The 22799-nt window shown below is 72.6% G+C and carries 20 protein-coding genes and 1 riboswitch; of the genes, 4 read left to right on the forward strand and 16 right to left on the reverse strand.

What is annotated here, in order from left to right:
• Positions 1 to 50 precede the first annotated feature (50 nt).
• From IE241_RS23380 to IE241_RS23400, 5 genes are all read right to left on the reverse strand, one after another.
• Positions 51 to 992, reverse strand: coding sequence for an ROK family glucokinase (locus tag IE241_RS23380; protein WP_190023757.1), 942 nt, complete (start codon positions 990 to 992; stop codon positions 51 to 53).
• Between the two features lie 57 nt (positions 993 to 1049).
• Positions 1050 to 1514, reverse strand: a complete 465-nt coding sequence (locus tag IE241_RS23385; protein ID WP_190023758.1) for a DUF5304 family protein — start codon at positions 1512 to 1514, stop codon at positions 1050 to 1052.
• 79 nt (positions 1515 to 1593) lie between these two features.
• Positions 1594 to 2958: an ArsA family ATPase gene (locus IE241_RS23390; protein ID WP_190023759.1), complete on the reverse strand. Its 1365-nt coding sequence runs from the start codon at positions 2956 to 2958 to the stop codon at positions 1594 to 1596.
• 82 nt (positions 2959 to 3040) lie between these two features.
• Positions 3041 to 3514, reverse strand: coding sequence for an SRPBCC family protein (locus IE241_RS23395; protein WP_190023760.1), 474 nt, complete (start codon positions 3512 to 3514; stop codon positions 3041 to 3043).
• A gap of 67 nt (positions 3515 to 3581) precedes the next feature.
• A complete protein-coding gene (locus tag IE241_RS23400; protein ID WP_190023761.1) occupies positions 3582 to 4343 on the reverse strand; it encodes a metallophosphoesterase family protein in 762 nt (253 codons plus the stop codon).
• A 292-nt stretch (positions 4344 to 4635) separates the two neighbouring features.
• Between IE241_RS23400 and IE241_RS23405 the strand changes: the two genes are divergently transcribed.
• A complete protein-coding gene (locus tag IE241_RS23405; protein WP_190023762.1) occupies positions 4636 to 6432 on the forward strand; it encodes an AMP-dependent synthetase/ligase in 1797 nt (598 codons plus the stop codon).
• 101 nt (positions 6433 to 6533) lie between these two features.
• On the opposite strand, the gene IE241_RS23410 is transcribed toward IE241_RS23405, so the two are convergent.
• Positions 6534 to 7676 carry a glycosyltransferase family 4 protein gene (locus IE241_RS23410; RefSeq protein WP_190023763.1) on the reverse strand — a complete coding sequence of 381 codons (1143 nt, stop codon included), beginning with the start codon at positions 7674 to 7676 and terminating at the stop codon, positions 6534 to 6536.
• Positions 7677 to 7822: 146 nt separating this feature from the next.
• On the opposite strand from IE241_RS23410, the gene IE241_RS23415 reads away from it, so the two are divergent.
• Positions 7823 to 9061 carry a glycosyltransferase 87 family protein gene (locus IE241_RS23415; protein WP_190023829.1) on the forward strand — a complete coding sequence of 413 codons (1239 nt, stop codon included), beginning with the start codon at positions 7823 to 7825 and terminating at the stop codon, positions 9059 to 9061.
• Between the two features lie 298 nt (positions 9062 to 9359).
• Here the strand turns inward: IE241_RS23415 and IE241_RS23420 are convergent, their stop codons facing one another.
• From IE241_RS23420 to IE241_RS23440, 5 genes are all read right to left on the reverse strand, one after another.
• Entirely contained in the window at positions 9360 to 10568 is a 1209-nt protein-coding gene (locus tag IE241_RS23420) for a hypothetical protein (RefSeq protein ID WP_229899691.1), read from the reverse strand.
• 146 nt (positions 10569 to 10714) lie between these two features.
• The gene (locus IE241_RS23425; RefSeq protein WP_190023765.1) at positions 10715 to 11785 is read right to left on the reverse strand and encodes a C40 family peptidase; all 1071 of its coding nucleotides are present in this window, start codon (positions 11783 to 11785) and stop codon (positions 10715 to 10717) included.
• A gap of 246 nt (positions 11786 to 12031) precedes the next feature.
• Positions 12032 to 13093 (reverse strand): C40 family peptidase, encoded by a 1062-nt coding sequence (locus IE241_RS23430; protein WP_190023766.1) that lies wholly within the window; start codon positions 13091 to 13093, stop codon positions 12032 to 12034.
• Between the two features lie 218 nt (positions 13094 to 13311).
• Positions 13312 to 14691 carry an NYN domain-containing protein gene (locus IE241_RS23435; RefSeq protein ID WP_190023767.1) on the reverse strand — a complete coding sequence of 460 codons (1380 nt, stop codon included), beginning with the start codon at positions 14689 to 14691 and terminating at the stop codon, positions 13312 to 13314.
• Positions 14692 to 14710: 19 nt separating this feature from the next.
• Positions 14711 to 14950 (reverse strand): hypothetical protein, encoded by a 240-nt coding sequence (locus IE241_RS23440; RefSeq protein ID WP_190023830.1) that lies wholly within the window; start codon positions 14948 to 14950, stop codon positions 14711 to 14713.
• Between the two features lie 152 nt (positions 14951 to 15102).
• Here IE241_RS23440 and IE241_RS23445 point away from each other — a divergent pair, with 152 nt between their 5' ends.
• Both IE241_RS23445 and IE241_RS23450 read left to right on the forward strand, forming a co-directional pair.
• Positions 15103 to 15819 carry a rhomboid family intramembrane serine protease gene (locus tag IE241_RS23445; RefSeq protein WP_190023768.1) on the forward strand — a complete coding sequence of 239 codons (717 nt, stop codon included), beginning with the start codon at positions 15103 to 15105 and terminating at the stop codon, positions 15817 to 15819.
• Positions 15816 to 16097, forward strand: coding sequence for an Lrp/AsnC family transcriptional regulator (locus IE241_RS23450; protein WP_106676590.1), 282 nt, complete (start codon positions 15816 to 15818; stop codon positions 16095 to 16097). Before IE241_RS23445 ends, IE241_RS23450 begins: the two co-directional genes overlap by 4 nt.
• Positions 16098 to 16312: 215 nt before the next feature.
• Here the strand turns inward: IE241_RS23450 and IE241_RS23455 are convergent, their stop codons facing one another.
• From IE241_RS23455 to qcrC, 5 genes are all read right to left on the reverse strand, one after another.
• Positions 16313 to 17668, reverse strand: a complete 1356-nt coding sequence (locus IE241_RS23455) for an aminotransferase class V-fold PLP-dependent enzyme (RefSeq protein WP_190023769.1) — start codon at positions 17666 to 17668, stop codon at positions 16313 to 16315.
• A 150-nt stretch (positions 17669 to 17818) separates the two neighbouring features.
• Positions 17819 to 17935, reverse strand: a riboswitch (SAM riboswitch).
• Positions 17936 to 18022: 87 nt separating this feature from the next.
• Positions 18023 to 19087, reverse strand: a complete 1065-nt coding sequence (trpD, locus tag IE241_RS23460; protein ID WP_190023770.1) for an anthranilate phosphoribosyltransferase — start codon at positions 19085 to 19087, stop codon at positions 18023 to 18025.
• 165 nt (positions 19088 to 19252) lie between these two features.
• The gene (qcrB, locus tag IE241_RS23465; RefSeq protein WP_190023771.1) at positions 19253 to 20902 is read right to left on the reverse strand and encodes a cytochrome bc1 complex cytochrome b subunit; all 1650 of its coding nucleotides are present in this window, start codon (positions 20900 to 20902) and stop codon (positions 19253 to 19255) included.
• Positions 20899 to 21954 (reverse strand): cytochrome bc1 complex Rieske iron-sulfur subunit, encoded by a 1056-nt coding sequence (gene qcrA / locus IE241_RS23470; protein ID WP_190023772.1) that lies wholly within the window; start codon positions 21952 to 21954, stop codon positions 20899 to 20901. The genes qcrB and qcrA overlap by 4 nt, the downstream gene beginning before the upstream one ends.
• Positions 21951 to 22760: a cytochrome bc1 complex diheme cytochrome c subunit gene (gene qcrC, locus IE241_RS23475; protein WP_190023773.1), complete on the reverse strand. Its 810-nt coding sequence runs from the start codon at positions 22758 to 22760 to the stop codon at positions 21951 to 21953. The genes qcrA and qcrC overlap by 4 nt, the downstream gene beginning before the upstream one ends.
• Positions 22761 to 22799: the final 39 nt, after the last annotated feature.

Here is a 22799-nt window from a genome sequence, read left to right on the forward strand (position 1 = left end):
GGAAGAACGCGGTGCGGCCGGCAAGCAGAGGGGCCCCCGGAACCGCGGGGTTACCCCTGCCGGGCCAGGTCGGCCGCGCCGACCAGCCCCGCCTTACCCCCGAGCTGTGCGGCAAGCACCTGCGCGTGCGGGCGCCACTGGCCGCCGATCAGCCAGCGCTTGAACGACTTGCGGATGGGGTCGAGCACGAGGTCGCCCTCGTCCGAGACGCCGCCGCCGACGATGAACGCCGAGGGGTCGAAGAGCGAGGCCAGGTCGGCCAGGCCCGCGCCGGCCCAGCGGGCCAGCTCGCGGAAGGAGTCGATGGCGACCGGGTCGCCCTGCCGGGCGGCGGCGCTGATGTGCTTGCCCTCGATGCCCTCGACCGTGCCGTCACCGAGACCCAGCAGGATCTCGGCGTTCTCGGGGGTGGCGTTGGCGCGCTGCTTGGCGTAGCGGACGAGCGCGCGCCCGGAGGCGTACTGCTCCCAGCAGCCCTGGCTGCCGCAGCCGCACAGCAGGCCGTCGGGGACGACCCGGATGTGGCCGAACTCGGCGGCCACGCCGAAGCGCCCGCGCCGCAGCTTGTTGCCGATGATGATGCCGCCGCCGAGGCCGGTGCCCAGCGTGATGCAGATGACGTCGTCGTGGCCCTGGCCGGCGCCGAAGCGGTACTCGCCCCAGGCCGCGGCGTTGGCGTCGTTCTCGACGACGACCGGGAGGCCGACGCGCTGCTCGACCTTGTCCTTCAGCGCCTCGTGGCGCCAGTTGATGTTCGGGGCGAAGAGGACGGTGGCCCGCTTGTCGTCCACGTAGCCGGCGGCGCCGATGCCGACGGCCTCCACGTCGTGGTCGGCGCTGACCGTGCGCACCGCGTCCGCGATGGCGTCGATGACGCCCTCGGGGGTCGACGGGGTCGGCACTTTGCACGTCGCGAGGATGTTGCCCGCTTCGTCGACCACACCGGCCGCGATCTTCGTGCCGCCGATGTCGACGCCGATGGTGAGTCCCATGTGTCCCTCAGTTTTTCGCTCGAACCCCGCCGCGACCCACCGTACCGGAGCCGGGGATCAGTCGAGGTCGATGCGCTCGCTCCCGCCCTTTCCTCCGTCACCTTCGCCGGGTCCGGCGGGCTTTCCGGGGCGCTGCGCGGGCTCGTCGCGCACCCAGCGGGCCTCCTGGCCCCGGACCGCGGCGCGGTAGGCGGCCAGGAGTTCGGAGCCGGCGGAGGCGAGGTGGTCGAAGACGTCGGGGTTGCGCTCGATGACGGGCTCGACGACGGCCTTCGCCTGGGCGACGACCTGCTGGACGACGCCCTGGGCGGTGCCGCCCCCCAGCGGCAGCTGCATGCCGGAGACCTTCTCGGCGACGGCGTCGACGAGCTTGCGCAGCTCCTCGGCGGCGGTGCCGGGCGGCGGGCCCTGCTGCGCCCGCCGGCGGGCGCGCTCCGCGGCGAGGTCCTCGGCGCAGGCCTGCTCCCAGGCATCGGGGTCGGGCGCCGCCCCGGGTGCGGGGCGCTCGGTGTGATCGCTCATGGCAGCGCCTCCAGGCTCCTGCAACAGGGGTTTTCTCCGACGTTACCCGAAGGGCAGGGTGCCGTTCAGGCAGTGCCGTTCAGGAGGGCGTCGGCCACAGGTCGGGGTCGGGGGTGAAGCGCACGCACAGCGCCCCGTCCCGCAGGCCCGCGCCCGAAACGGTGCAGCGGCGCAGCGCGGAGGGCAGGGCGAGGACGCGGCGGAACGGGCCGACGCCGACGATGAGTTCGTCGCCCCGGCGCAGGAGGTCGAGGTCGCCGCGGTCGGCGCCCGGCAGCGGGAGCCGCCACAGCAGGACGCCGTCGGTGGCGAGGCGGTCCTCGACGACGGGGTCGGCGGCGCCGGCGGTCCCGGTGCCGTTCCAGCCGTCGAGCTCGTCGGTGAGGCCGCCGCCGGGTATGACGCCGACGCCGCCGGCCGAACCGTTTCCTCCCCCGGCGGCCACGCCGATGGTGGTCGAGCGCGCGCGTCCGGCGAGCTCGGCGAGGTCCCGCGGGCCGCGCGGCCCGCGGCCGAGGTGGGGCAGCTCGCAGACGGTGACGCCGTCGACGAGGAACTCCTCGTGGAGCGCCTTGTGGGCGGCGAGCTGCTCGGCGGCGAGGCCCGCGAGCCAGGGGTCGCCGATGAGGTCGTCGCCGGTGAGGTCGTCACCGGTCACCCCGGCGCCGCTGACGCCGGGCAGCAGGCGGTTGGCGACGAGGGAGTCGACGCGGCAGCCCTGGAGGGCGAGGGCGGCGCGGGCGAGGCGCAGTTCGGCGGCGGCGAGCGGCCCCGGTTCGGCGACGAGCCGCACGGTCGTGCCGTCGGCTTCGAGGACGTCCTGGACGGCGGCGAGCTCGGCCTCCCAGCGCTCCGCGGTCTCGTAGAGCCGCTGCGTGGGCATGGGCACCCCGGCGAGCTGGGCGAGCATGGGGCGCAGGGCGCGGGCGGCCTGCCGCTCGGCGGGCAGCAGCCGGCGCAGGTAGCGGCGCAGCTGCTCGGGGAGGGCCAGCAGCCGCACCGTGGCGTGCAGGGGCGGCATGTCGGCGACGAGCAGGTCCCACTCGCCCTCCGCGTGCGCGGCGCGCAGGGCGGTGAGGAGCGCGAGGGGCTCGGCGCCGGGCAGTTCGGTGAGCTCCTCGGGGTCGAGGGGGCTCGCGCCGAGCAGGTCGAAGAGGGAGGCGCCGCGCTCCTGGAGGTCGCGGGCGCGGTCCTGGAAGTGCTCGCCGGTCGCAATGCGGGCGGCCCGCAGGCCGGGGGCCACCTCGGCAGGAGGCCCCCACAGGGCGCCGCCGCCCGCCCCGGGCGGCGGCAGGGCGGTGCCGAGCACGGCCTCGGGTGCGGGGCCGCGGTCGGCGGTGAGGAGCAGGACGCGCCGCCCCTCGCGGGCCGCGGCCAGGGCCGTGGCCGCGGCGGCGGTGGTGCGGCCCGCGCCGCCGGGACCGGTGACGAGGACCGTGCGCAAGGGGGGAGCCTCCAGCGGTGACGTACGGGGACGCAGGGCCGTCTGCGCGTGGCGCGTAAGGCCGTCTGCGCGTAAGGCCGGGCTACGCGTCGGAAGTCGGCGTGCCCGAGGGCGCCGCGCCGCTCTCGACGCGCTTCTTCAGGCCGTCGAGGGCGCGGTCGATGATGACCTTCTCCGCCTTGCGCTTGATCATCCCGAGCATGGGGATCTTGACGTCGACGGTGAGCTGGTAGGTGACCTCGGTGTGCTTGCCGCCCGCGACGGGGGCGAGGCTGTAGGAGCCGTCGATCTGGCGCAGCATCTGCGACTTGACCAGCGACCAGCTGACCACGTTCTCCTGGGGCCAGCTGTAGGCCAGCACGTGGTCGTCCTTGATGGCGCCGGCGTCCAGCACGAGGCGCACCTGCGTGGCGCGGCCCTGCTCGTCCGTCTCCAGCACCTCGGCCTGCTTGACCTCGCCGGTCCACTCCGCGTAGCGGCCGAAATCGGCGATCACGGCCATCACCTCGGCAGGGGTCGCCTCGATCGTGATGCTCGAGCTGGTGTGTTCCGCCATCTCCGTGGCTCCTCCGTACCGGTCCGCCGCCTGGGGTCTGCCGCTGAAGGCTACCTCGCGCCGCCCGTCACCACTCCAGCACCCAGGGTGTACCCGTGGAGGCGAAGTGGCCGACGTTGACGCATTCCGTCCCCCCGATCCGCATCCGCCGGGCGAGCGGCTGGTGGACGTGGCCGAAGAGTGCGTACCGGGGGCGGGTGGCGCGGATGGCGTCGAGGAGGGCCGCGCTGCCGCGCTCGAAGCGCCGGGCGACGGTGTCGTAGCAGAGTTCGGGCACGTCAGGCGGGATGTGCGAGCACAGGACGTCGACGTCGCCGAGGGCGGCGACCTTGGCCGCGTACTCCTCCTCGGAGACCTCGTAGGGGGTGTGCATGGGCGAGGGGAGACCGCCGCCGACGAATCCGAAGACGAGACCGCCGATCTCGGCCCGCTCCCCGTCGAGGACGGTCGTGCCCTCCCGGGCGAATTCCGGCCAGAGTCGGGGGATGTCGACATTTCCGTACGTGGCGTAGGTGGGCGCCGGGAATACGCCGAAGAGCTCGGCGTACTGCTTGCGGACCGCGGCCTCGATGGCGGCGTCCCGGTCCATGCCGTGCCACAGGCTCCGGGCCAGCTCACGGGCGTCGGCGAAGCGGCGCGCGGTGCGCAGCGCGACGATCCGGTCGGCGTTCTCCACGCCGAAGAGCTCGGGGAAGATGCCGCGGGAGTGGTCCGCGTAGTCGAGGAAGAGGACCAGGTCGCCCAGGCAGATCAGGGCGTCGGCGCCGTCGCCCGCCCGGGCGAGGTCCGTGCTGTTGCCGTGTACGTCGCTGACCACATGAACCCTCATACCGCCTCCATACCGATCACCCTAGGCGCTGCGACGCAGCCTCCGGAAGGGCTGCGACCTGCGGTTACTCCTGTGGTTACTTCCGGGTCACCAAACGGAGGGGCTAGGGTGCGGGGAGCAGTCCCGCGGCATGTGACGCAGAGAACATCTGGGCGCAGCCCCCTATTCGAAAGCCGTACTGGTGGGTAACGTCCGGGCAGTCCACTACCCCCCTTGCCTGATCATGGACCGCAGCCGACGCAGCGCCCCTCGAAGACGCGGCGGCGCCGGCGCCCGACGAGGAGCAGCAGTCTTGCGCGAGTTCAGCCTTCCGGCCCTCTATGAGGTCCCTGCGGACGGAAACCTGACGGATCTGATCCGCCGCAACGCCGCGCAGCGCCCCGACGTCGTCGTCATAGGCCGCAAGGCCGGCAACCGGTGGGAGGACGTCACGGCCGTCCGCTTCCTCGCCGAGGTCCGGGCGGCGGCCAAGGGCCTGATCGCCTCCGGTGTGCGGCCGGGCGACCGCGTCGCGCTGATGTCCCGCACCCGCTACGAGTGGACGCTGCTGGACTTCGCCATCTGGAGCGCCGGCGGCGTCACGGTGCCGGTCTACGAGACGAGCTCGGCCGAGCAGATCCAGTGGATCCTCAGCGACTCCGGCGCGGTCGGCTGCCTCGTCGAGACCGCCGAGCACGAGGCGGCCGTCGAGTCCGTGAAGGACCGGCTGCCCGCGCTCGCGCACGTCTGGCAGATCGAGGCCGACGCCGTCGGCAAGCTGGGCGAGGCCGGTGCCGGCGTCACGGACGAGGAGGTCGACGAGCGCAGCGCCCTCGCGAACGCCGACTCGCCCGCGACCATCGTCTACACCTCCGGCACCACGGGCCGCCCCAAGGGCTGCGTGCTCACCCACCGCGCGTTCTTCGCGGAGTGCGGCAACGCCGTGGAGCGGCTCAAGCCGCTGTTCAACACGGGCGACTCCTCCGTCCTGCTCTTCCTCCCCACCGCCCACGTCTTCGGGCGCCTGGTGGAGATCTCCGCGATGCTCGCGCCGATCCGCCTGGGCTGCGTGCCCGACATCCGCAACCTCACGGACGAGCTCGCCTCCTTCCGCCCGACGCTGATCCTGGGCGTGCCCCGCGTCTTCGAGAAGGTCTACAACGGCGCCCGCGCCAAGGCCCAGGCCGACGGCAAGGGCAAGATCTTCGACAAGGCCGCGGACACCGCCATCGCGTACAGCCGCGCCCTCGACACCCCGTCCGGGCCGGGCCTGGGCCTGCGCATCAAGCACGCCGTCTTCGACAAGCTCGTCTACGGCAAGCTGCGGGCGGTCCTCGGCGGCCGGGCGACCCACGCCATCTCCGGCGGCGGTCCGCTGGGCGAGCGCCTGGGCCACTTCTACCGCGGCATCGGCTTCACGGTCCTGGAGGGCTACGGCCTGACCGAGTCCTGCGCCGCGACCGCGTTCAACCCCTGGGACCGGCCGAAGATCGGCACCGTCGGGCAGCCGCTGCCGGGCTCCGTCGTGCGCATCGCCGACGACGGCGAGGTGCTGCTGCACGGCGAGCACCTCTTCCAGGGCTACTGGAACAACGAGGCGGCCACCGAGGAGGCGATGTCCGACGCCTGGTTCCACACCGGCGACCTCGGCACCCTCGACGAGGACGGCTACCTCACGATCACCGGCCGCAAGAAGGAGATCATCGTCACCGCGGGCGGCAAGAACGTCGCCCCGGCCGTGATCGAGGACCGCATCCGGGCCCACGCCCTGATCGCCGAGTGCATGGTCGTCGGCGACGCCCGCCCCTTCGTCGGCGCGCTCGTCACCCTCGACGAGGACTTCCTGCCGCGCTGGCTCGCCGACCACGGCAAGCCCGCCGGGATGACCCCGGCCGAACTGGCCGAGGACCCCGACCTGCTGGCGGACGTGCAGAAGGCCGTCGACGACGGCAACGCGGCGGTGTCGAAGGCCGAGTCGGTGCGCAAGTTCCGCATCCTGCCTGCGCAGTTCACGGAGGCGTCGGGGCATGTGACGCCGTCTCTGAAGCTGAAGCGGAACGTCGTGGCGAAGGACTTCGCGGACGAGATCGAGGCGATTTACCGCCCGTAGCGGCCCGTCGTTTCCCGCTCTCGTGCAGGACGGCCCCGGATTCCTTGCGAATCCGGGGCCGTCCTGCATGAGTCCGGGGCCGTCCTGCATGAGGGGGACGTCTAGAGCAGCTCCTTGAGACGCTCGGCCAGCAGGTCCCAGCGCCACTTCTCCTCGACCCACTGCCGCCCCCGCGCGCCCATGCGCGCCCGCAGCTCCGGGTCCCGCAGCAGGGTGACGATGCGGTCGGCGGCCTGGGCCGGCGAACCGCCCTTCACCACGAACCCCGTCTCGCCCTCCAGGACGGCGTCGGGCGCTCCGCCCGAGTCGCCGGCGACCACCGGCAGGCCCGTCGCCGAGGCCTCCAGGTAGACGATGCCCAGGCCTTCGACGTCGAGTCCGCCGCGGCGCGTACGGCAGGGCATGGCGAAGACGTCGCCCGCCCCGTAGTGCGCGGGCAGCTCCTCCCACGGCACGGCGCCCGTGAAGCGGACGGCGTGGGCGACGCCCGTCTCCTCGGCCAGCTTCCGCAGGTCGTCCCCGTAGGGGCCGCCGCCGACGACGAGCAGCACCGCGTCCGGAACGGCCGCCAGGATCCGCGGCATGGCCAGGATGAGGGTGTCCTGGCCCTTGCGCGGCACCAGCCGCGAGACGCACACGACCACCGGGCGGTCCGCGAGGCCGAGCCGGGCGCGGACCTCGTCGCCGCCGGAGCCGGGGTGGAAGGTCTTCTCGTCCACGCCGGGCGGCAGTTGCACCATCCGGGCCGCCGCCTCGTCCGTCAGTGCGGAGGCGATCCGCGAGCGGGTGTACTCCCCCAGGTAGGTGAGGGTGTCCGTGCCCTCGCCGATCCGCCGCAGCAGCTGCCGCGACGCGGGCAGCTGCGCCCAGCCGGCCTCGTGCCCGTGCGTGGTGCCGACCAGCCTGCGGGCGCCCGCCCGGCGCAGCGCCGGGGCCATGAGCCCGAGCGGGGCCGCGGCCCCGAACCACACCGAGGTACAGCCGTGTTCGCGCAGCAGGGCGGTGGCGCGCCGGGTCACCCGGGGCGTCGGCAGCAGCATGGTGGTGCGGTCGCGGACGACCGTGAACGGCTGCTCGGCGTCGAAGCGGGCGGTGGCCTCCGCGCCCTCCTGGCCGCGCTTCCAGGTGGACGCGTAGACGACGATGCCCGAGGGGTCCAGGCGCAGCGCCATGTTGTGCAGGAACGCCTGAATGCCGCCGGGGCGGGGCGGGAAGTCGTTGGTGACGACGAGAGTCTTGTCCATCGCCGTCCGACAGTACCGGGTGCGATCGGGGGCAGTCGGGGCCCCGTCCCGCCACGTCACGGCGTATGGACCGGCCGGGGCGGCATCATGCCTTGAAGTAGCGGCGTGCGTACAGCGTGTGGTGACCGTGAAGGGCGAGGTGGATGATGGCGGGCAGGGGTTTGCGGCTCTCGGTCGCGGTGTGGGCCGTCACCCGGGCCGTGCTGCTGATGTGTGTGCTGCGGGTGTGGGTGATGCCGGGGTCGGACGTCTCCGTCGACATCGAGGTGATCTACCAGGGCTGGTACGGGGTACTGCGCACCGGCACCTTCCCCTACGACGACGTCACCTGGCAGTACCCGCCCGCCGCGGCCCTCGCCGTGCTCGCCCCCGGCCTGCTCCCGTTCCTCGACTACGCCCCCGCCTTCTTCGTCGTGTGCTTCCTCGCGGACGCCGTCGTCTACGCGCTGCTGCTGTACGCGGTGCGGGGCGGGCGGCGCGCCGCCGCCGGGGTGTGGGTGTGGGTGGTGGGGGTCCCGCTGCTCGGCCCGATCGTCTACGCCCGCTACGACGTGATGGTGACGGCGGTCGCGGTCGCCGCCCTGCTCGCGGCCGGTCGCCGGGCCCGGCTCTCCGGAGGGCTCGCGGCCTTCGGGGCGCTGCTGAAGGTGTGGCCGGTGCTGCTGCTGGTCGGCACGCCGCGGGGGCCCCGTACGCGGGAGGCGTGGGGCGCGGCGGCGGCGACGGCCGCGGTGCTCGGGCTGGCGTTCGCGGCGACCATGCCGGGGGCGCTGGCCTTCCTGACCTTCCAGCGGGACCGGGGCACGGAGGTGGAGTCCCTGGGCTCGCTGGTCTTCCACCTCGGGCGGCACGTCGGCTGGCACGGCCACGCGCGGCTGCACTACGGCTCGGTGGAGTTCCTCGGCCCGTACGTCCACACGATGAGCCGGCTCGCGCTGGTGCTCAGCGTGGTGGCGTTCGCCTGGCTGCTGCTGTGGCGCGTACGGGCACGCAGGTTCACGGCGTGCACGCCCTACGAGGCGGCGTTCGCATCCGTGCTCCTGTTCACCACGACCAGCCGGGTCATCAGCCCGCAGTACGTGGTCTGGCTGCTCGGGCTCGCGGCGGTGTGCCTGACGATGGGCACGACCCGGCAGCGCCTGCCGATCGCCCTGGTCCTGCTGGCCGCGCCGCTCACCCAGCTGGAGTTCCCGATCTGGTTCTCGCACGTGGTCGCCAGCGACAAGCTGGGCGTGGCGACGCTGACGCTGCGGAACGGGTTGCTGGTCGTGGCCACGCTGATCTCGTGCGCCCGTCTGTGGCGAGAGACGGTGTCCCTGCCGGAGGATCCCGACACACCGGATGACCCTCCCGCGGAGAAGGAACCGGCCTTGCTGGCCGGTTAGCCCGCCGGTGCCGCTCCGCGCACGTCGCTCCGCGGGAGCTTGAGCCGAGTTCGTCACCGGGACCGCTCCGCGGGGGCTTGGCCGGTTCGGCTCCGCCGGTCGCCGCCACGGTGGCTGATCGCCGTCGCGGCGGGAGTGAGAGGCGAGGCCTCTCGGCTTCCCGGGCAACCCCCCGGGCACCTTGCCGCAGGCAAGAAAGATCCGCCGCGACGGCGATCAGCCACAGCGGCGGTACCCGGCGGTGCCGAACCTGGCTCGTCCCCGGCGTGGTCCCGGCTCCCCCGGCGGAGCGGGCCCGTCAGCCCGAGGCGAACTGCTCCGCGACGTACGCGCGCCACCGCGCGGTGAACTCCTGCCGCGAGACGCCCAGAACGGAACGCAGCGCCGCCTCGACGGCGCCGTCACCGCGAGCGTGGGAGCCGACCGCGTGGTAGAACGCGACGAGCTTCTCCTCGCTCCAGCGGTCGGCGATCATGCGGCAGGCCAGCCACCCCTCCTCGTACGCGCGGGCGAGCCGCCCCGCCTCGCCGGTGAAGCCGAACTCCGCGTCGTCGGGCAGCTGCCCGGGGAGGTTGCCGGCGGCGGCCGCGCGGGACAGTTCGGGGGCGGCCTGGCGAGGGGTGCGGCCGGTGCCGCGGTAGGCGGCCCAGTCGGCGAAGCCCTCGGACAGCCACAGCGGCGTGGCCTTGGTCGTCCGGGCCCGGGTGGCGACGTGGGCGGTCTCGTGGGTGAGCACGATGCGCCGCCCGAACTCGCCGAGCACCCCGTACGCCTCGGGGTTGACGATGATGCGGTCCGCGGGCGCGGCGGCGCCGGAGCCGCCCGCCTCGCCGGTGGTCACGGCGGCGATGCCCCGGTAGTTGGAGACGGGCGAGTCCAGGAGCGCGGCCATCCGCGCCAGCGAGGCGGGCATCTCGACCACGACCCGCCCGGGCCACTCGCGCGATCCGGCCCGCCAGGCCGCTCCCACGGCCGGGACGGCCTTGTCGGCGAGGTCGGCGAGGGCGCGCAGCCGCTCGCGGTCCTGGCCGACGCCGAGGACGAGGCTGCGCTCGCCGCGGACGACCGTCACGGCGCCCTGCTCCCACAGCTGGCGGCCGCCGCGCCGGGCGTCGGCGGCGACGTACCACCGCCCGTCGCGCTCGACGAGGGTCAGCCGGCTGCGGGCGGTGACGGGGGCGCTGTCGTAGCCGTCCAGCCGGTAGCGCAGCTCGGCCTCGGCGGCGACGCGCCGCCCGTCCCCGGGCGCCGGGGTGAAGCCGCCCGTGCGCACCAGGCGGTAGTCCCAGGAGGCGAGCGGGACGGCCGCGAGGTTGGCGAAGACGCGCCGCTGCTCCTCCCGGTAGCCCCCGGCGGCGGGGTCGAGGGCGCTCAGGAAGGCGCTCTCGTCGCGGTTGCGGACCGCGGCGGCCCACCGGTCCAAGAGGCCCTGTACGGCCCGCTCACGGGCGTCGGAGGCTCCGGAGAGCCCTCCGGAGCAGCCGGTCAGGCCGGCCTGGAGGGCCATGAGGAGGGCCGCCAGGCAGCATGCCGCCCGGCGGGCCGGCCCACGGCCGCCCGCACGTGTGCCCCCGCGTCCGCTCCTCCACCACCGGCCCGTCACGTCCCGCATCGTACGAGCCGCGCGCCCCCGGGGGCGCGCTCAGGGCGCGCTCACGGCCGGGTCACGGACGAAATCGGCATCATGTTGGCCGGGTCGTAGCGCACCCGGGCGCCCGGGTAGGGCGCGTGCACGACCTGGCCGTTGCCGACGTACATGCCGACGTGGCTGGCGTCGTCGCGGTAGATGACCAGGTCGCCGGGGCGCGCCTCGGACAGCGGGATGTGCCGTCCGGCGTTGCGCTGCGCCTGGGAGGTGCGGGGCAGCCCGACCCCGGCCCGCCCGTAGGCCCACTGCATGAGCCCGGAGCAGTCGAAGGCCCCCGGCCCGTTCGCGCCCCAGGCGTAGGGCGAGCCCACGGCGGAGCGGGCGGCCATGGCGGCCGCGGCGCCGCGGGAGGAGGCGGCGGCGAGGTCCTGCAGCCCGCCGAGGAGGCCGCCTTCCGAGCGCTCCAGCTGACGGGTGCCGCCGGAGCGCGAGGCCCGTGCGTAGGCCTCCCGGTCGGCCGTCGGCAGGGCGTTCAGGAGGCGGCGCGCGGTGGCGAGCTTCCCTTCGACCTCGCGCTTGTGGTGCTCGACGGCCTTGCGGGTCTCCTCCAGCTCGCCGAGCATCCGCGCGGCCTCGCTGCGCTCCTGACGCAGGGCCCGCTGGGCCCCCATGAGGGCCTTGAGCTGCTCGCTCTGGCGGTCGGAGACGCGGTCGAGGGTGGCGGCGCGGTCCAGGTAGCCGTCGGGGTCGGAGGAGAGGAGCAGCTGGAGGGCGGGGTCGACGGCGCCGCTGCGGTACTGGGCGGCGGCGATCATGCCGAGGGCGGTGCGCATGTGGTTGACGCGCTCCTGGCCGCGGGCCACGCGGTCGGTGGCCTCGGCGACCTTCCTGCGGAGCTCGCCGGCGCGCTCGCCCGCTTCGTTGAACTTCTCGGTGGCCCGCTCGGCCTGCTCGTAGAGCCGGTCGACCTGCGTCTTGACGGTCCCGCCGGACCGGTCGTCGCGGGCGGTGTCGCCGGGCCGTGCTCCGGCCGGGGGCGCCATCGCAGCCGCTGCCGTGGCCACGGCGGCGGACAGGACGGTGACCCGGACGGTCTGGGTGAGACCGGACTGCGAAGAACGGCGATGGGACGCCACGGGCTGCCGCACTCCCTTCCTTGCTGCACTGTGGGCGCGGTTCCGGGCGTGCCGGTGCCGCAGCGCCAGACAGTAGCGGCGTGCTCACCCCGCGTTCAAAGACCTCGCGGGGTGGGAATGGGACGAGAATGCGTACGCCCCGCCGGAGACGCAGGTCACCGGCGGGGCGTGGAGTCAGCGAGGGCCACCGCGATTCGCCCGAACGGGCGGCGGGTCAGCCATTCGGCCCAGTCGCGGGCCGGTCCGTCAGCCTATGCGGACGCCGAACTGGAAGGGCATGTTGCCCATCGACTCGTAGCGGACGTTCGCGCCCGGCTTCGGGGCGTGCAGGGTCATGCCGTTGCCCGCGTAGAGGCCGATGTGGTGCAGGTCGCCGTAGAAGAGCACCAGGTCGCCGGGCTTGAGCTGGCTCTGGTCGTAGATGCGGGTACCGGCGTTGGCCTGGTCCTGCGAGATGCGCGGCAGGGTGACGCCGGCCTGCGCGTAGGCCCAGCCGGTCAGCCCCGAGCAGTCGAAGGAGCCCGGGCCGGTCGCGCCCCAGACGTAGGGGGAGCCGATCTTGCCCTGGGCGGCGGCGAGGGCTGCGGCGGCGCGGCCGGAGGTGGGCACGTCCTTGCCGAGGTCGGGGCGGGCGCTGTCGCGTCCGGCGCGGGCGCCGTCGCCGCTCTTGCCGCCGTCGGCCTTCTCCTTCTCGCCGAGGACCTCGGCGCGCTCCGCGGCGGTGAGGGTGTTGAGCTGTTCCTTGGCCGCGGCGAGCTTCTCCTGGACGGATTCCTTCTGCTCGCCCAGCACCTTGCGGGTCTCCGCGAGGTCCTTGAGCTTGCCGCTGGCTTCCTGGCGCTGCTGCTTGAGCGCGCGCTGCTTCTCGGAGATCTGCTTGAGGGTGTCGGCCTGCTTGGCGCTCACCTGGTTGAGCGTGGAGGCCTTCTCCAGGTAGCTGTCCGGGTCGGAGGAGAGCAGCAGCTGCAGCGAGGGGTCGACGGCGCCGCTGCGGTACTGCGCGGTGGCCAGCGAACCGAGGCTGTTGCGCAGCTTGTTGATCTCCTCCTGGCCGCGGGCGACCTTGTCCTGGAGATCGGTGACCTGCTTGTCGAGCTTGTCCTGCTTCTCCTTGGCCCCGTTGTACTTCTCCGTGGCCTGCTCGGCCTCGTCGTAGTACTTGTCGACCTTCTCCTTGACCTCCGCCTTGGAGGCCTTGGGATCGGCGTGCGCGGCCTGCGAGGTGAGGGCGACGGCCGCCGCGGCGGTCGCGGTCAGCACGGTCACCCGGGCGCGGCCCGGCTGCTTGGGTCGACGGTGGGACGCCACGGAGACGGGCTCCTTCTTCCTCGGCCGCCACCGCGCGCCGAAGGCGGCGGTCCGGGCGGGACCTTCACCGTCACCCCGAATGGATGATCGACCGGGCGAAGGTTCGAGGCCCGACCTTAGTGACCCCGGAGTGATCCGTTCAAATCCTCAACAGAAAAATCTCCTGCCTCAACAGAAGCTTTACCAACATGACACAGCCGGTGATGGCGGCTTGACGGTCAGGTACGGGCAAGTCGCTTGAGGAGCAGGGCCGATGCGACCGGCCGGGCGCCCGCCTTCGCGACGCCGTCGGCGACCTCACGGTCGGTGGAGACCACCACGACCGGACGGCCCGGCGGCTCGGCCCGCACCAGCTGGCGGATGAGCTCATCCGCGGTCACCCCGGGCTTGCTGAAGAGCACCCGGACCCCGCGCGGCGGCGCGAGCAGCACCGGCGCGGCCAGCTCGGCCCCGTCGAAGACGCACGTCACCTCGGCGCCCGTCTGCGCGGCCAGCATCGCGAGCCCGCCCAGCAGCCGCAGCCGCTGCTTGTCCAGCGGCATCGTCGGATAGCCGGTCTTGGTGACGTTGTAGCCGTCGACCACGAGGTGCGCCTGAGGCAGCGCCAGCAGCTGGTCCAGCAGCGCCGGATCGGTCTCGGACAGGGCGCGCGTGGCGATGTCCTTCGGCGTCATCCGGCCCGGCTCCACGGCGTCCACGGTGTCCGCGGGGTGTACGGAGGCGGGCGGCAGCGCCAGCTCGCGGCGCAGCCCCTGCGCCGCGTCCAGGACCGTGTCCAGCAGCAGCCGCAGGCGCATGTCCTCCACGCTGCGGCCCTCGCGCACCGCCCGGCGGCTCGCCTCCAGCGCGGCCTCGGCCTCCGACAGCCGCGTCTTGAGCCGGCGGGTCTCCCCCAGCGCGGCGGCCTTCTCGGCCGCGCCCGCCGCCCGGACGGACTCCAGCTCGGCCTCGGCCTTGCGCAGGGCGGCCTCGCCGCGCCGCACATCGGCGACGGCGCTGCGCAGCTTGCGCTGCAGCGCATCGGACTCCCTGCGGGCCGCCTCCAGCTCGGCGCGGATCCGCTCGGTCTCGGACCGCGCCGCGGCCCGGGCCTCCGCCAGCTCCTCGCGCAGCCGCCGCAGTTCGCGCTGGGCCTCCTCGCCCGCGCGCTCCGCGGTCGCCCGCAGGGCCTCCTCGCCGGCCGCCGTCACGAGCTTGACCCAGCCCGTGGGCCGCAGCACGTAGGCCATGGCGGCCACGTCCTCCGGATCGGCGGCCGCCGGCGGCGAACCGGCGTCCAGCGCCTCGGCGAGCTCGGAGCCCGTCTCACGCAGCCTGGCCGAGATGCGCTGGCGGAACGCGGGGTCGTTCTCCACCGCCGCGGCCATCGCATTGCCCGCGAACTTGGCCCGCCGGCTCGGCGTGAACCGGGCGTACTGCCGCAGCGCCGCCGGGAGTTCGGCCACGGTCAGGCCGCCGAACGCCTCCGCCACCAGGCCGATGACCCGGCGTCGCACGCCTTCCGGCAACGGACGGTCGAGCACCTCGGCAGCGCCGTCGGTCCCACCGGTGTCACCAGGCCCACCGGCCGCCTCCGCGCCACCCGTGTGCTCCACCACCGCTCACCGCTCCCGTTCTTCAGGCCTTTGCGCCCGGCCGGTCCACCAGCTCGACCTGGTCGACCGCGTTGCACCAGCGGCAACGCACGGACTCGATCGTCTCACTGACCACCTCGCGTTCCTCCACGTGCGGCTCACCGGAGAGGTCGAGATGGACGAATTCCACGGCTTTGGTCGTACGTGTCACATCGAACCGGGTGAGATTGCCGCACAGAGCGCAGCGCCACCGGGTGCCGGCCGCCGGCTGGGGAACGCCCATCGTCTCGTCCGTCCTCATCAAGTCCATCGAACTGCGGGTGTGCTTCCCGTAACCCTACGGCCTGATGGTCATGCGGCGCGGAGTGCGGGCCCGCTTCGACGGCCCGGCGAGGCACTCTGTGCGCTTTGCTGCCCGTACGTCATGATCTGCTCATGTTCGGAAAGGCCGGAAAGGCTCCCCTGGTCACCTACGGCCTCATCGGCGCCTGCTGCGCGGTGTTCCTGCTGGGCCCCGCGGCGGGCCTCACCGCGCCCCTGGCCGGCGGCCACGGCAGCGGCAGCAATCTGCTGGCCGCCCAGACCGCCTACTTCGAACGCTGGGGTGTGGTGCCCCTGAAGCTCTGGCACGGGCCGCCGGCGGAGCTGATCACCCCGCTCACCGCGCTCTTCGTGCACGGCAACTGGCTGCATCTGCTCGGGAACATGCTCTTCCTCTATGTCTTCGGCGCCATGGCCGAAAACCGCATGGGACGCGGACCCTTCGCCCTCTTCTACCTCACCGCCGGAGTGCTGGCCCTGCTCGGCTACGCGGCCGCGCACGCCGCCTCCGACCGCACGCTCGTCGGCGCCTCCGGCGCGATCTCCGGGGTCCTCGGAGCCTTCCTCTACCTCTTCCCCCGGGCCCGCGTCACCAGTCTCTTCCCGTTCCTCTTCTTCCTGCCGCTGCGGTTCCCCGCCTGGGCCGTGCTGCTGTTCTGGTTCGCCCTGCAGTGGGTGGCCGCCCGCACGGCCGGCGACCGCCCCGGCGTCGCCTACCTCGCCCACGTCGTGGGCTTCGCGCTGGGCTTCCTGTACGCGTGGGCGAGGTACGGACGTGCGACTAGAGTGAAGCGGGGCTGCCCCCCGACCCCCGATAGGAGCCCGCAGTGATCACCTCGATCGTGCTGATCAAGACCGACGTCGACCGGATCCCCGAGATCGCCGAGCAGATCGCCGCGATCGAGGGAGTGAGCGAGGTGTACTCGGTGACGGGTGCGCACGATCTGATCGCCATGGTGCGGGTGGCCCGGCACGACGACCTGGCGGACGTCATCCCGGGCAGGATCAGCAAGGTCCCGGGCGTCGCGTCGACGGAGACGCACATCGCGTTCCGCACGTACTCGCAGCACGACCTCGAAGCGGCGTTCGCCATCGGCCTGGAGTCGTAGGCCGAGGCCGGTTCACTACCGCCGGTCACCTCCGGTGGGGGTTACACGCCGTCGCGGCGGATAAAGAAGCCCCGGCCCCGCCCTTTCACCGTTTCCCCCTGCCGGGGGCCGGGGGCTCGCCCCAGGGAACTCCCCCGCCGCAGCGGCGCTCAGCCCCCACTGGTGTGACCGGCGGTGCCGGACCGGGCGCAACCTGCGATTCCGGCAACCCGCCGTCAGGCGGGGACGCAGCGTCCACCCTCGGTCCGGTAGGACCACTTCGCTCCGTGGCGGACGAGTTCGCCGACGGCCGCCACAAATCGCTCGACGTGCTCGTCGGGGGTGCCGGCACCGAAGCTCACGCGGATCGCGTTGAGGGGCGCCCCCTCGTCGGAGCCGCACCCGCCGTCCGCCGAGGACGCGCCGCCGACCAGCGTCCGCACCAGCGGATGCGCGCAGAAGAGGCCGTCACGGACCCCGATCCCGTACTCCGCGGAGAGCGCCGCCGCGAAGTGCGAGCTGTTCCAGCCGTCGACGGTGAAGGAGAACACGCCCACGCGCGGCGCCTCCGGCCCGAACAGGGACAGCACCCGCACCCCGGGCACCGCCGCCAGCCCCTCCCGTACCGCGCTGATCAGCTGCCGCTCCCGCTCCGCGAGCCGGTCGAAGCCCTCCTCGGTGAGCGCCTTGCACGCGGAAGCGATGGCGTAGGCCCCGATGACGTTGGGCGAACCGGCCTCGTGCCGGGCGGCCCCCTCGTGCCAGTCCACCTCCACCTCGCCGGAGGCGCCCCGCCCGACCCGCCGGCTCGCGCCCCCGCCCGCCAGGTAGGGATCGGCGTCCCGGAGCCAGTCCGCCCGTCCGGCCAGCACGCCGGCGCCGAACGGCGCGTACAGCTTGTGCCCGGAGAAGGCGATCCAGTCGCAGTCCAGCTCCTCGATGTCCACCTGCTGGTGGGGGACGAGCTGGGCCGCGTCCACCACGATCCGCGCACCGTGGGCATGCGCGGCGGCGGCCAGCTCCCGTACGGGCCACAGCTCGCCGGTCACATTGGACGCGGCGGTCACGCACACCAGCGCGGGGCCGTAGGGCTCGCGCGCCGCGAGCGCCTGCTCCAGCGTCTCGACCGCCTGCCCGGGCGTGCGGGGCGCATCGAGGTAGGTCACCTCGACGTCCGCGCGCCGCTCCCAGGGCAGGAGCGCCGCGTGGTGCTCGGTCTCGAAGACGAACACCCGTGTCCCGGCGGGGAGTACGGCCGCGAGCAGGTTGAGCGAGTCGGTGGTCGAGCGGGTGAAGACCACCTGGTCCCCCTCCCGGCAGCCGAGGAACGCGGCGACGTCCGCCCGGCTGTTCTCGAACAGCTCCGTCGACAGCTGCGAGAGGTAGCCCGCGCCGCGGTGCACGCTGCCGTAGTAGGGCGCGTACGCCGCCACGTCGTCCCACACCCGCTGCAGGGCGGGGGCGCTGGCCGCGTAGTCCAGCGCCGCGTAGGTCACCTCTCCCCCGGTCACCAGCGGGACGCGGATATCCCGCCCGAGAACGGGCAGAGGGGTGCAAACGGACCGGTCGGAGGCAAGGGTGGAGACAGACATGGCGAACTCCCGTAAAAAGGCAGGCGAATTCCACCGCGCGACGGGCGCGGGAAAGGAAGGAAGGGTGCGCGGAAAAGGGGCTCTTCGAGCCCTAACGCATTCGCTGAACCACGGAAGGAACTCCCTCGACAACCAGGATCCCTGGCGAGGGATCCGCGCTTGCCGCAGACCTCGCTGCCTGCGACCTGGTCATCACCCGGGGCACCCCGCCACGGAAGGAGGGTTGCCGGACAGCGGGCCGGGGCCGTGTCGCTGTCACTCGTGACCTTGGCCGAGAGTATGGCACAGCTGATCGCCTGCCCGGAAGGGGCGTCCGTATCACGGACGCCCCTTCGCGGCACTGCGCACTACGCACTACGCGTTGCTGGCCATGACCCAGCGTTCGAGCGCCCGGCGCGCCGCCCCGGAGTCGACGGACTCCGCGGCCCGCGCGATCCCCGCCCGGATCTGCTCCGCCAGCGGCGCTTCCGTGGGCGCCAACGCCACCAGCGCCGCGGCGGAGTTGAGGAGCACCGCATCCCGCACCGGACCCGTCTCGCCCGCGAGCAGGCGGCGCGCGACATCCGCGTTGTAGGAGGCGTCGGCCCCCCGCAGCGCCTCCACCGGCACCAGGTCGATGCCCACCTCCCGCGGGTCGAAGGCCTCCTCGCGGACCCGCCCGCCGGAGACCACCCACACCCGCGAGGTCGCGGTCGTCGTCAGCTCGTCGAGGCCGTCGTCGCCGCGGAAGACCAGCGCCGAGGAGCCGCGCTCGGCGAGCACCCCGGCGAGGATCGGCGCCATCCGGGCGTCCGCGACGCCCGTGGCCTGGGCCCGTACCTTCGCGGGGTTGGTGAGCGGGCCCAGCACGTTGAACGTCGTCCGGATGCCGAGCTCGCGCCGCGCCGCGGCCACGTGCCGCAGGGCGGGGTGGAACGTCACCGCGAAGCACAGGGTGATGCCGGCCTCCTCGGCCACCTCCGCCACCCGCTTCGGGCTGAGGTCGAGGTTGACGCCCAGCTTCTCCAGGACGTCCGAGGCGCCGCTGGCCGAGGACGCCGCCCGGTTGCCGTGCTTGACGACCTTCGTGCCGGTGCCGGCGACGACGATCGCGGACATGGTGGAGATGTTGACGGTCTTGGCGCCGTCGCCGCCGGTGCCGACGATGTCCACGCTGGGGCCGGGCACCTCGATCAGCCGGGCGTGCTCGTACATCGTGCGCACCAGGCCGGAGATCTCGGCGACCGTCTCGCCCTTGGCCCGCAGGGCGACCAGGAAGCCCGCGATCTGCGCGCCGGTGGCCTCGCCGCGCATGATCCGGTCCATGGCCCAGGCGGTGTCGCCGGCGGTGAGGTCGCGGCCGGCGAGCAGGGCGTCCAGGAGACCCGGCCAGGAGGGGGCCACCGCGCTGTCGCCGCCTGCCGGGGTCACAACGTTCATGGTCCACGCTCCTGGTGGTCGGTCCGGAGAGCCGGGTTCGTCCCGGGGTCTGCCCGCCCAGCCTATCCACCCCCGGGAACAGCGAAGAGCCCCGTCCAGGCGCTGGACGGGGCTCTCGCTGTGGCGATCAGCGATCAGTGTGGATCACAGGCGGTGATCAGGGGATCAGTGGTGGCCGTGGCCGCTCGTGATCTCCTCGTACTCCTCGCGCGTGGCCTTGGGGATCTGGGTCCCCTCGCCGTAGAAGCCCTTGGAGAGCTTCACCTTCAGGCGCTGGCCTGCGCCGGCCTTGCGGGCCACGCCGTTCTCGTCGTACTCCGGCTCCAGCTCGAGCGGCTGGGGCTGCTGGTGCGCCGTGAGGGTGTGCAGCTGCTCCTGCGAGAGCGGCTCGTGGACCTCGACGAACTCACCGTGCGGCAGGCGCTTGATGATGCCGGACTCGCGTCCGTGCAGCACCTTGTCCTTGTCGCGGCGCTGCAGGCCCATGCAGATCCGGCGGGTCGCGATGAACGTCAGGACCGGGATCACGAAGAAGCCGATGCGGACGAACCAGGTGATGGCGTTGATCGACAGGTGGAAGTGGGTGGCCCACAGGTCGTTTCCACCACCGACCAGCATCACGAAGTACGCGGCGATCCAGGCGGCACCGAAGGCGGTGCGCGTCGGGGCGTTGCGCGGGCGGTCCAGCAGGTGGTGCTCGCGCTTGTCACCGGTGACCCAGGACTCGATGAACGGCCAGACCGCGATCGCACCGAGCACCAGCGGGAAGATGACCAGCGGGATGAACACGCCCAGGACGAGCGTGTGGCCCCACAGGTTGATCTCCCAGCCCGGCATGACACGGATCAGACCCTCGGCGAAGCCCATGTACCAGTCGGGCTGGGCGCCGGTGGACACCTGGTCCGGGCGGTACGGGCCGATGGCCCAGATCGGGTTGATCGAGGCGATCGCCGCGATGGCCGCGATGATGCCGAAGACCAGGAAGAAGAAGCCACCGGCCTTGGCCATGTAGACCGGCATCAGCGGGAGGCCGACGACGTTCTTGTTGGTCCGGCCCGGGCCGGGGAACTGCGTGTGCTTGTGGTAGATCACCAGGATCAGGTGGGCCACCAGCAGACCGAGCATGATGCCCGGCAGCAGCAGGACGTGGATGGAGAAGAACCGCGGCACGAAGTCCGAGCCGGGGAACTCGCCGCCGAAGAGGAACATCGAGATGTACGTGCCGATGATCGGCACGGACAGGATCGCGCCCTCCATGAAGCGGACACCGGTGCCGGAGAGCAGGTCGTCCGGCAGCGAGTAACCGGTGAAGCCGGTGAACATGCCGAGGACGAACAGCAGGAAGCCGAACAGCCAGTTGACCTCACGCGGCTTGCGGAACGCACCCGTGAAGAACACGCGCATCATGTGCACGAACATGCCCGCGAGGAAGATCAGCGCGGCCCAGTGGTGGATCTGCCGGATGAGCAGACCGCCACGGACGTCGAAGCTGATGTCGAGGGTCGACTTGAACGCCTCGGACATGTGCATGCCCTGCATGGGCACGTACGAGCCGTGGTAGACGACCTCGTTCATGCTCGGGTGGAAGAACAGCGTCAGATACACACCCGTGAGGATGATGATCACGAAGCTGTAGAGGCAGACCTCGCCCAGCATGAAGGACCAGTGGTCCGGGAAGATCTTCCGCATGTTGGCCTTGGCCAGGGAGTAGATCCCGAGCCGGCCGTCCGCCCAGTCGGCTACCCGCTCACCCGCGGGCGCCTTGCGGCGGCCCGGCGCACCTGCGCCGGACTGGTTGGTGGTCGTAGTGCTCATCCGCGCTCCCAGTAGGCAGGACCGACGGGCTCGGCGAAGTCGCCCATGGCCTCAAGGTAGCCCTTGTCGTTGACCTTGATCCGCAGCTGCGGAAGAGCGTGGCCGGCGGGGCCGAAGATCACGCGTCCGCCGTCGGAGAGGTCGAAGGTGGACTGGTGGCAGGGGCACAGCACGTGGTGCGTCTGCTGCTCGTAGAGGCTGATCGGGCAGCCGACGTGGGTGCAGATCTTGGAGAACGCGACGATGCCGTCGGCCGACCAGTCGAGCTCGCGCTTGTCCTTGATGTTCTCCGGCTGGAGCCGGATGATCATCAGGGCGGCCTTGGCGATCTCCTGCTGGAAGTCGTGGTCCTCCTCCTTCATGCCCTCGGGCATGGCGAAGGTGAGGGAGCCGACCTGGATGTCCTCGGGACGCAGCGGCTGCAGCGTGTTCTGGTTGATCAGCATCTTGCCCTCGGACCAGGCGGTCTTGCGGAGCTTGGTGCCCGGCAGCGGTCCGAGGTCGCGCAGCAGCATCACGCCGGAGAGCGGCACCAGGGCCAGCGCACCGAACATGGTGTTGCGGATCAGCTTGCGGCGGCCGAAGGCCGACTCCTCCGCGCCCTGCTTGAAGTCGGCCATGACCTTGGCCTTGACATCGGGCTCGGCGGCGATGGCGTGCCGCTCGTCGGCGACCTCCACGTCCGACATCAGGGTGCGGGCCCAGTGGACCGCGCCCGCGCCGATGCAGAACAGCGCCACCGCGAGGGTCATGCCCAGCGCGAAGTTCAGGGCGCTGATGTGGCCGATCGGGAAGACGTAGATGCTCTTGTCGACCGGCAGGCTCACGTAGGAGGCGATGAAGCCCACGGTGGCCAGCATGGACAGCAGGAACAGGAAGGCGACCACGCGCTCGGAGCGCTGGGCCGCCCGCTCGTCCACGTCCTGGATGCGGGGCTCGTGCGGCGGCAGGCCCGGGTCGGCGAACGGGTCGCCGGCCGTCTTCGTCACGGCACCGCCGTGCGCGTCCTGCGTGCTCGGCAGGTTCTCTTCTGGAATGTCTTGGCTACTCATGACTTCTTGGCCTTAGCGGTGTGGGCCGCGACCCAGATGGCTACTGCGATCAGTGCGCCCAGGCCGAAGATCCACGCGAACAGACCCTCGCTGACCGGGCCGAGCCCGCCCAGCTCAAGGCCGCCCGGGCTCTCCGACTTGCTGCTGTTGACCGTGTCGAGGTACGCGATGATGTCCTTCTTGTTCTTCTCCGACATCGTCGTGTCGGGGAAGGAAGGCATGTTCTGCGGGCCGGTCTGCATGGCCTCGTAGATGTGCTTCGGGTTGACGTCCGTCAGGTCCGGAGCGTACTTGCCGTTGGAGAGCGCGCCGCCCTTACCGGTGAAGTTGTGGCACTGGGCGCAGTTGGTGCGGAAGAGCTCCCCGCCCTTGGCGATGTCCGCGCCGTCCGGGCTGTACTGATCCTTGGTCGGGACCGCAGGGCCGGCGCCCAGCGAGGCGATGTACGCGGCGAGCTGGTCGCGCTCGGCCTGCGTGTAGATCGACTTCTTGCGGGGGGCCTGGGCACCCTGCTGCTGGAGCGGCATGCGGCCGGTGCCGACCTGGAAGTCGACGGCCGCGGCGCCGACGCCGACGAGGCTCGGACCGTCGGTGGTGCCCTGACCGCCGGTGCCGTGGCAGCTTGCGCAGCCCACGGAATAGAGCTTCTTGCCCTCCTCGATGGCGAGGGACTGGGCGGTTTCATCGGCCTTGGCCGTGTCCGCCGGCGCGAACGCGGCGTACAGCCCCCCAGTTACCGCCAGCGCGAAGAGTAGGACGACGACCGCCGCCAGCGGATGGCGTCGTCGTGCGGAGAGCTTTTTCACGGATTACCCCGGTGTCAGGATCTTCTGCGTCGATCTGGA

The organism is Streptomyces hiroshimensis, assembly GCF_014650335.1.
In the GTDB taxonomy this organism is placed as follows: Bacteria; Actinomycetota; Actinomycetes; order Streptomycetales; family Streptomycetaceae; genus Streptomyces; species Streptomyces hiroshimensis.

Bases quoted from the DNA above. Each gene is read 5' to 3' on its own strand.
- qcrB (WP_190023771.1), bottom strand. From the start codon at position 20,902: ATGAGCACTACGACCACCAACCAGTCCGGCGCAGGTGCGCCGGGCCGC.
- IE241_RS23455 (WP_190023769.1), bottom strand. From the start codon at position 17,668: ATGTCTGTCTCCACCCTTGCCTCCGACCGGTCCGTTTGCACCCCTCTG.
- IE241_RS23385 (WP_190023758.1), bottom strand. From the start codon at position 1,514: ATGAGCGATCACACCGAGCGCCCCGCACCCGGGGCGGCGCCCGACCCC.
- IE241_RS23395 (WP_190023760.1), bottom strand. From the start codon at position 3,514: ATGGCGGAACACACCAGCTCGAGCATCACGATCGAGGCGACCCCTGCC.
- IE241_RS23380 (WP_190023757.1), bottom strand. From the start codon at position 992: ATGGGACTCACCATCGGCGTCGACATCGGCGGCACGAAGATCGCGGCC.
- IE241_RS23400 (WP_190023761.1), bottom strand. From the start codon at position 4,343: ATGAGGGTTCATGTGGTCAGCGACGTACACGGCAACAGCACGGACCTC.
- IE241_RS23440 (WP_190023830.1), bottom strand. From the start codon at position 14,950: ATGGGCGTTCCCCAGCCGGCGGCCGGCACCCGGTGGCGCTGCGCTCTG.
- IE241_RS23415 (WP_190023829.1), top strand. From the start codon at position 7,823: ATGGCGGGCAGGGGTTTGCGGCTCTCGGTCGCGGTGTGGGCCGTCACC.
- IE241_RS23445 (WP_190023768.1), top strand. From the start codon at position 15,103: ATGTTCGGAAAGGCCGGAAAGGCTCCCCTGGTCACCTACGGCCTCATC.
- qcrA (WP_190023772.1), bottom strand. From the start codon at position 21,954: ATGAGTAGCCAAGACATTCCAGAAGAGAACCTGCCGAGCACGCAGGAC.
- IE241_RS23420 (WP_229899691.1), bottom strand. From the start codon at position 10,568: ATGGCCCTCCAGGCCGGCCTGACCGGCTGCTCCGGAGGGCTCTCCGGA.
- IE241_RS23410 (WP_190023763.1), bottom strand. From the start codon at position 7,676: ATGGACAAGACTCTCGTCGTCACCAACGACTTCCCGCCCCGCCCCGGC.
- trpD (WP_190023770.1), bottom strand. From the start codon at position 19,087: ATGAACGTTGTGACCCCGGCAGGCGGCGACAGCGCGGTGGCCCCCTCC.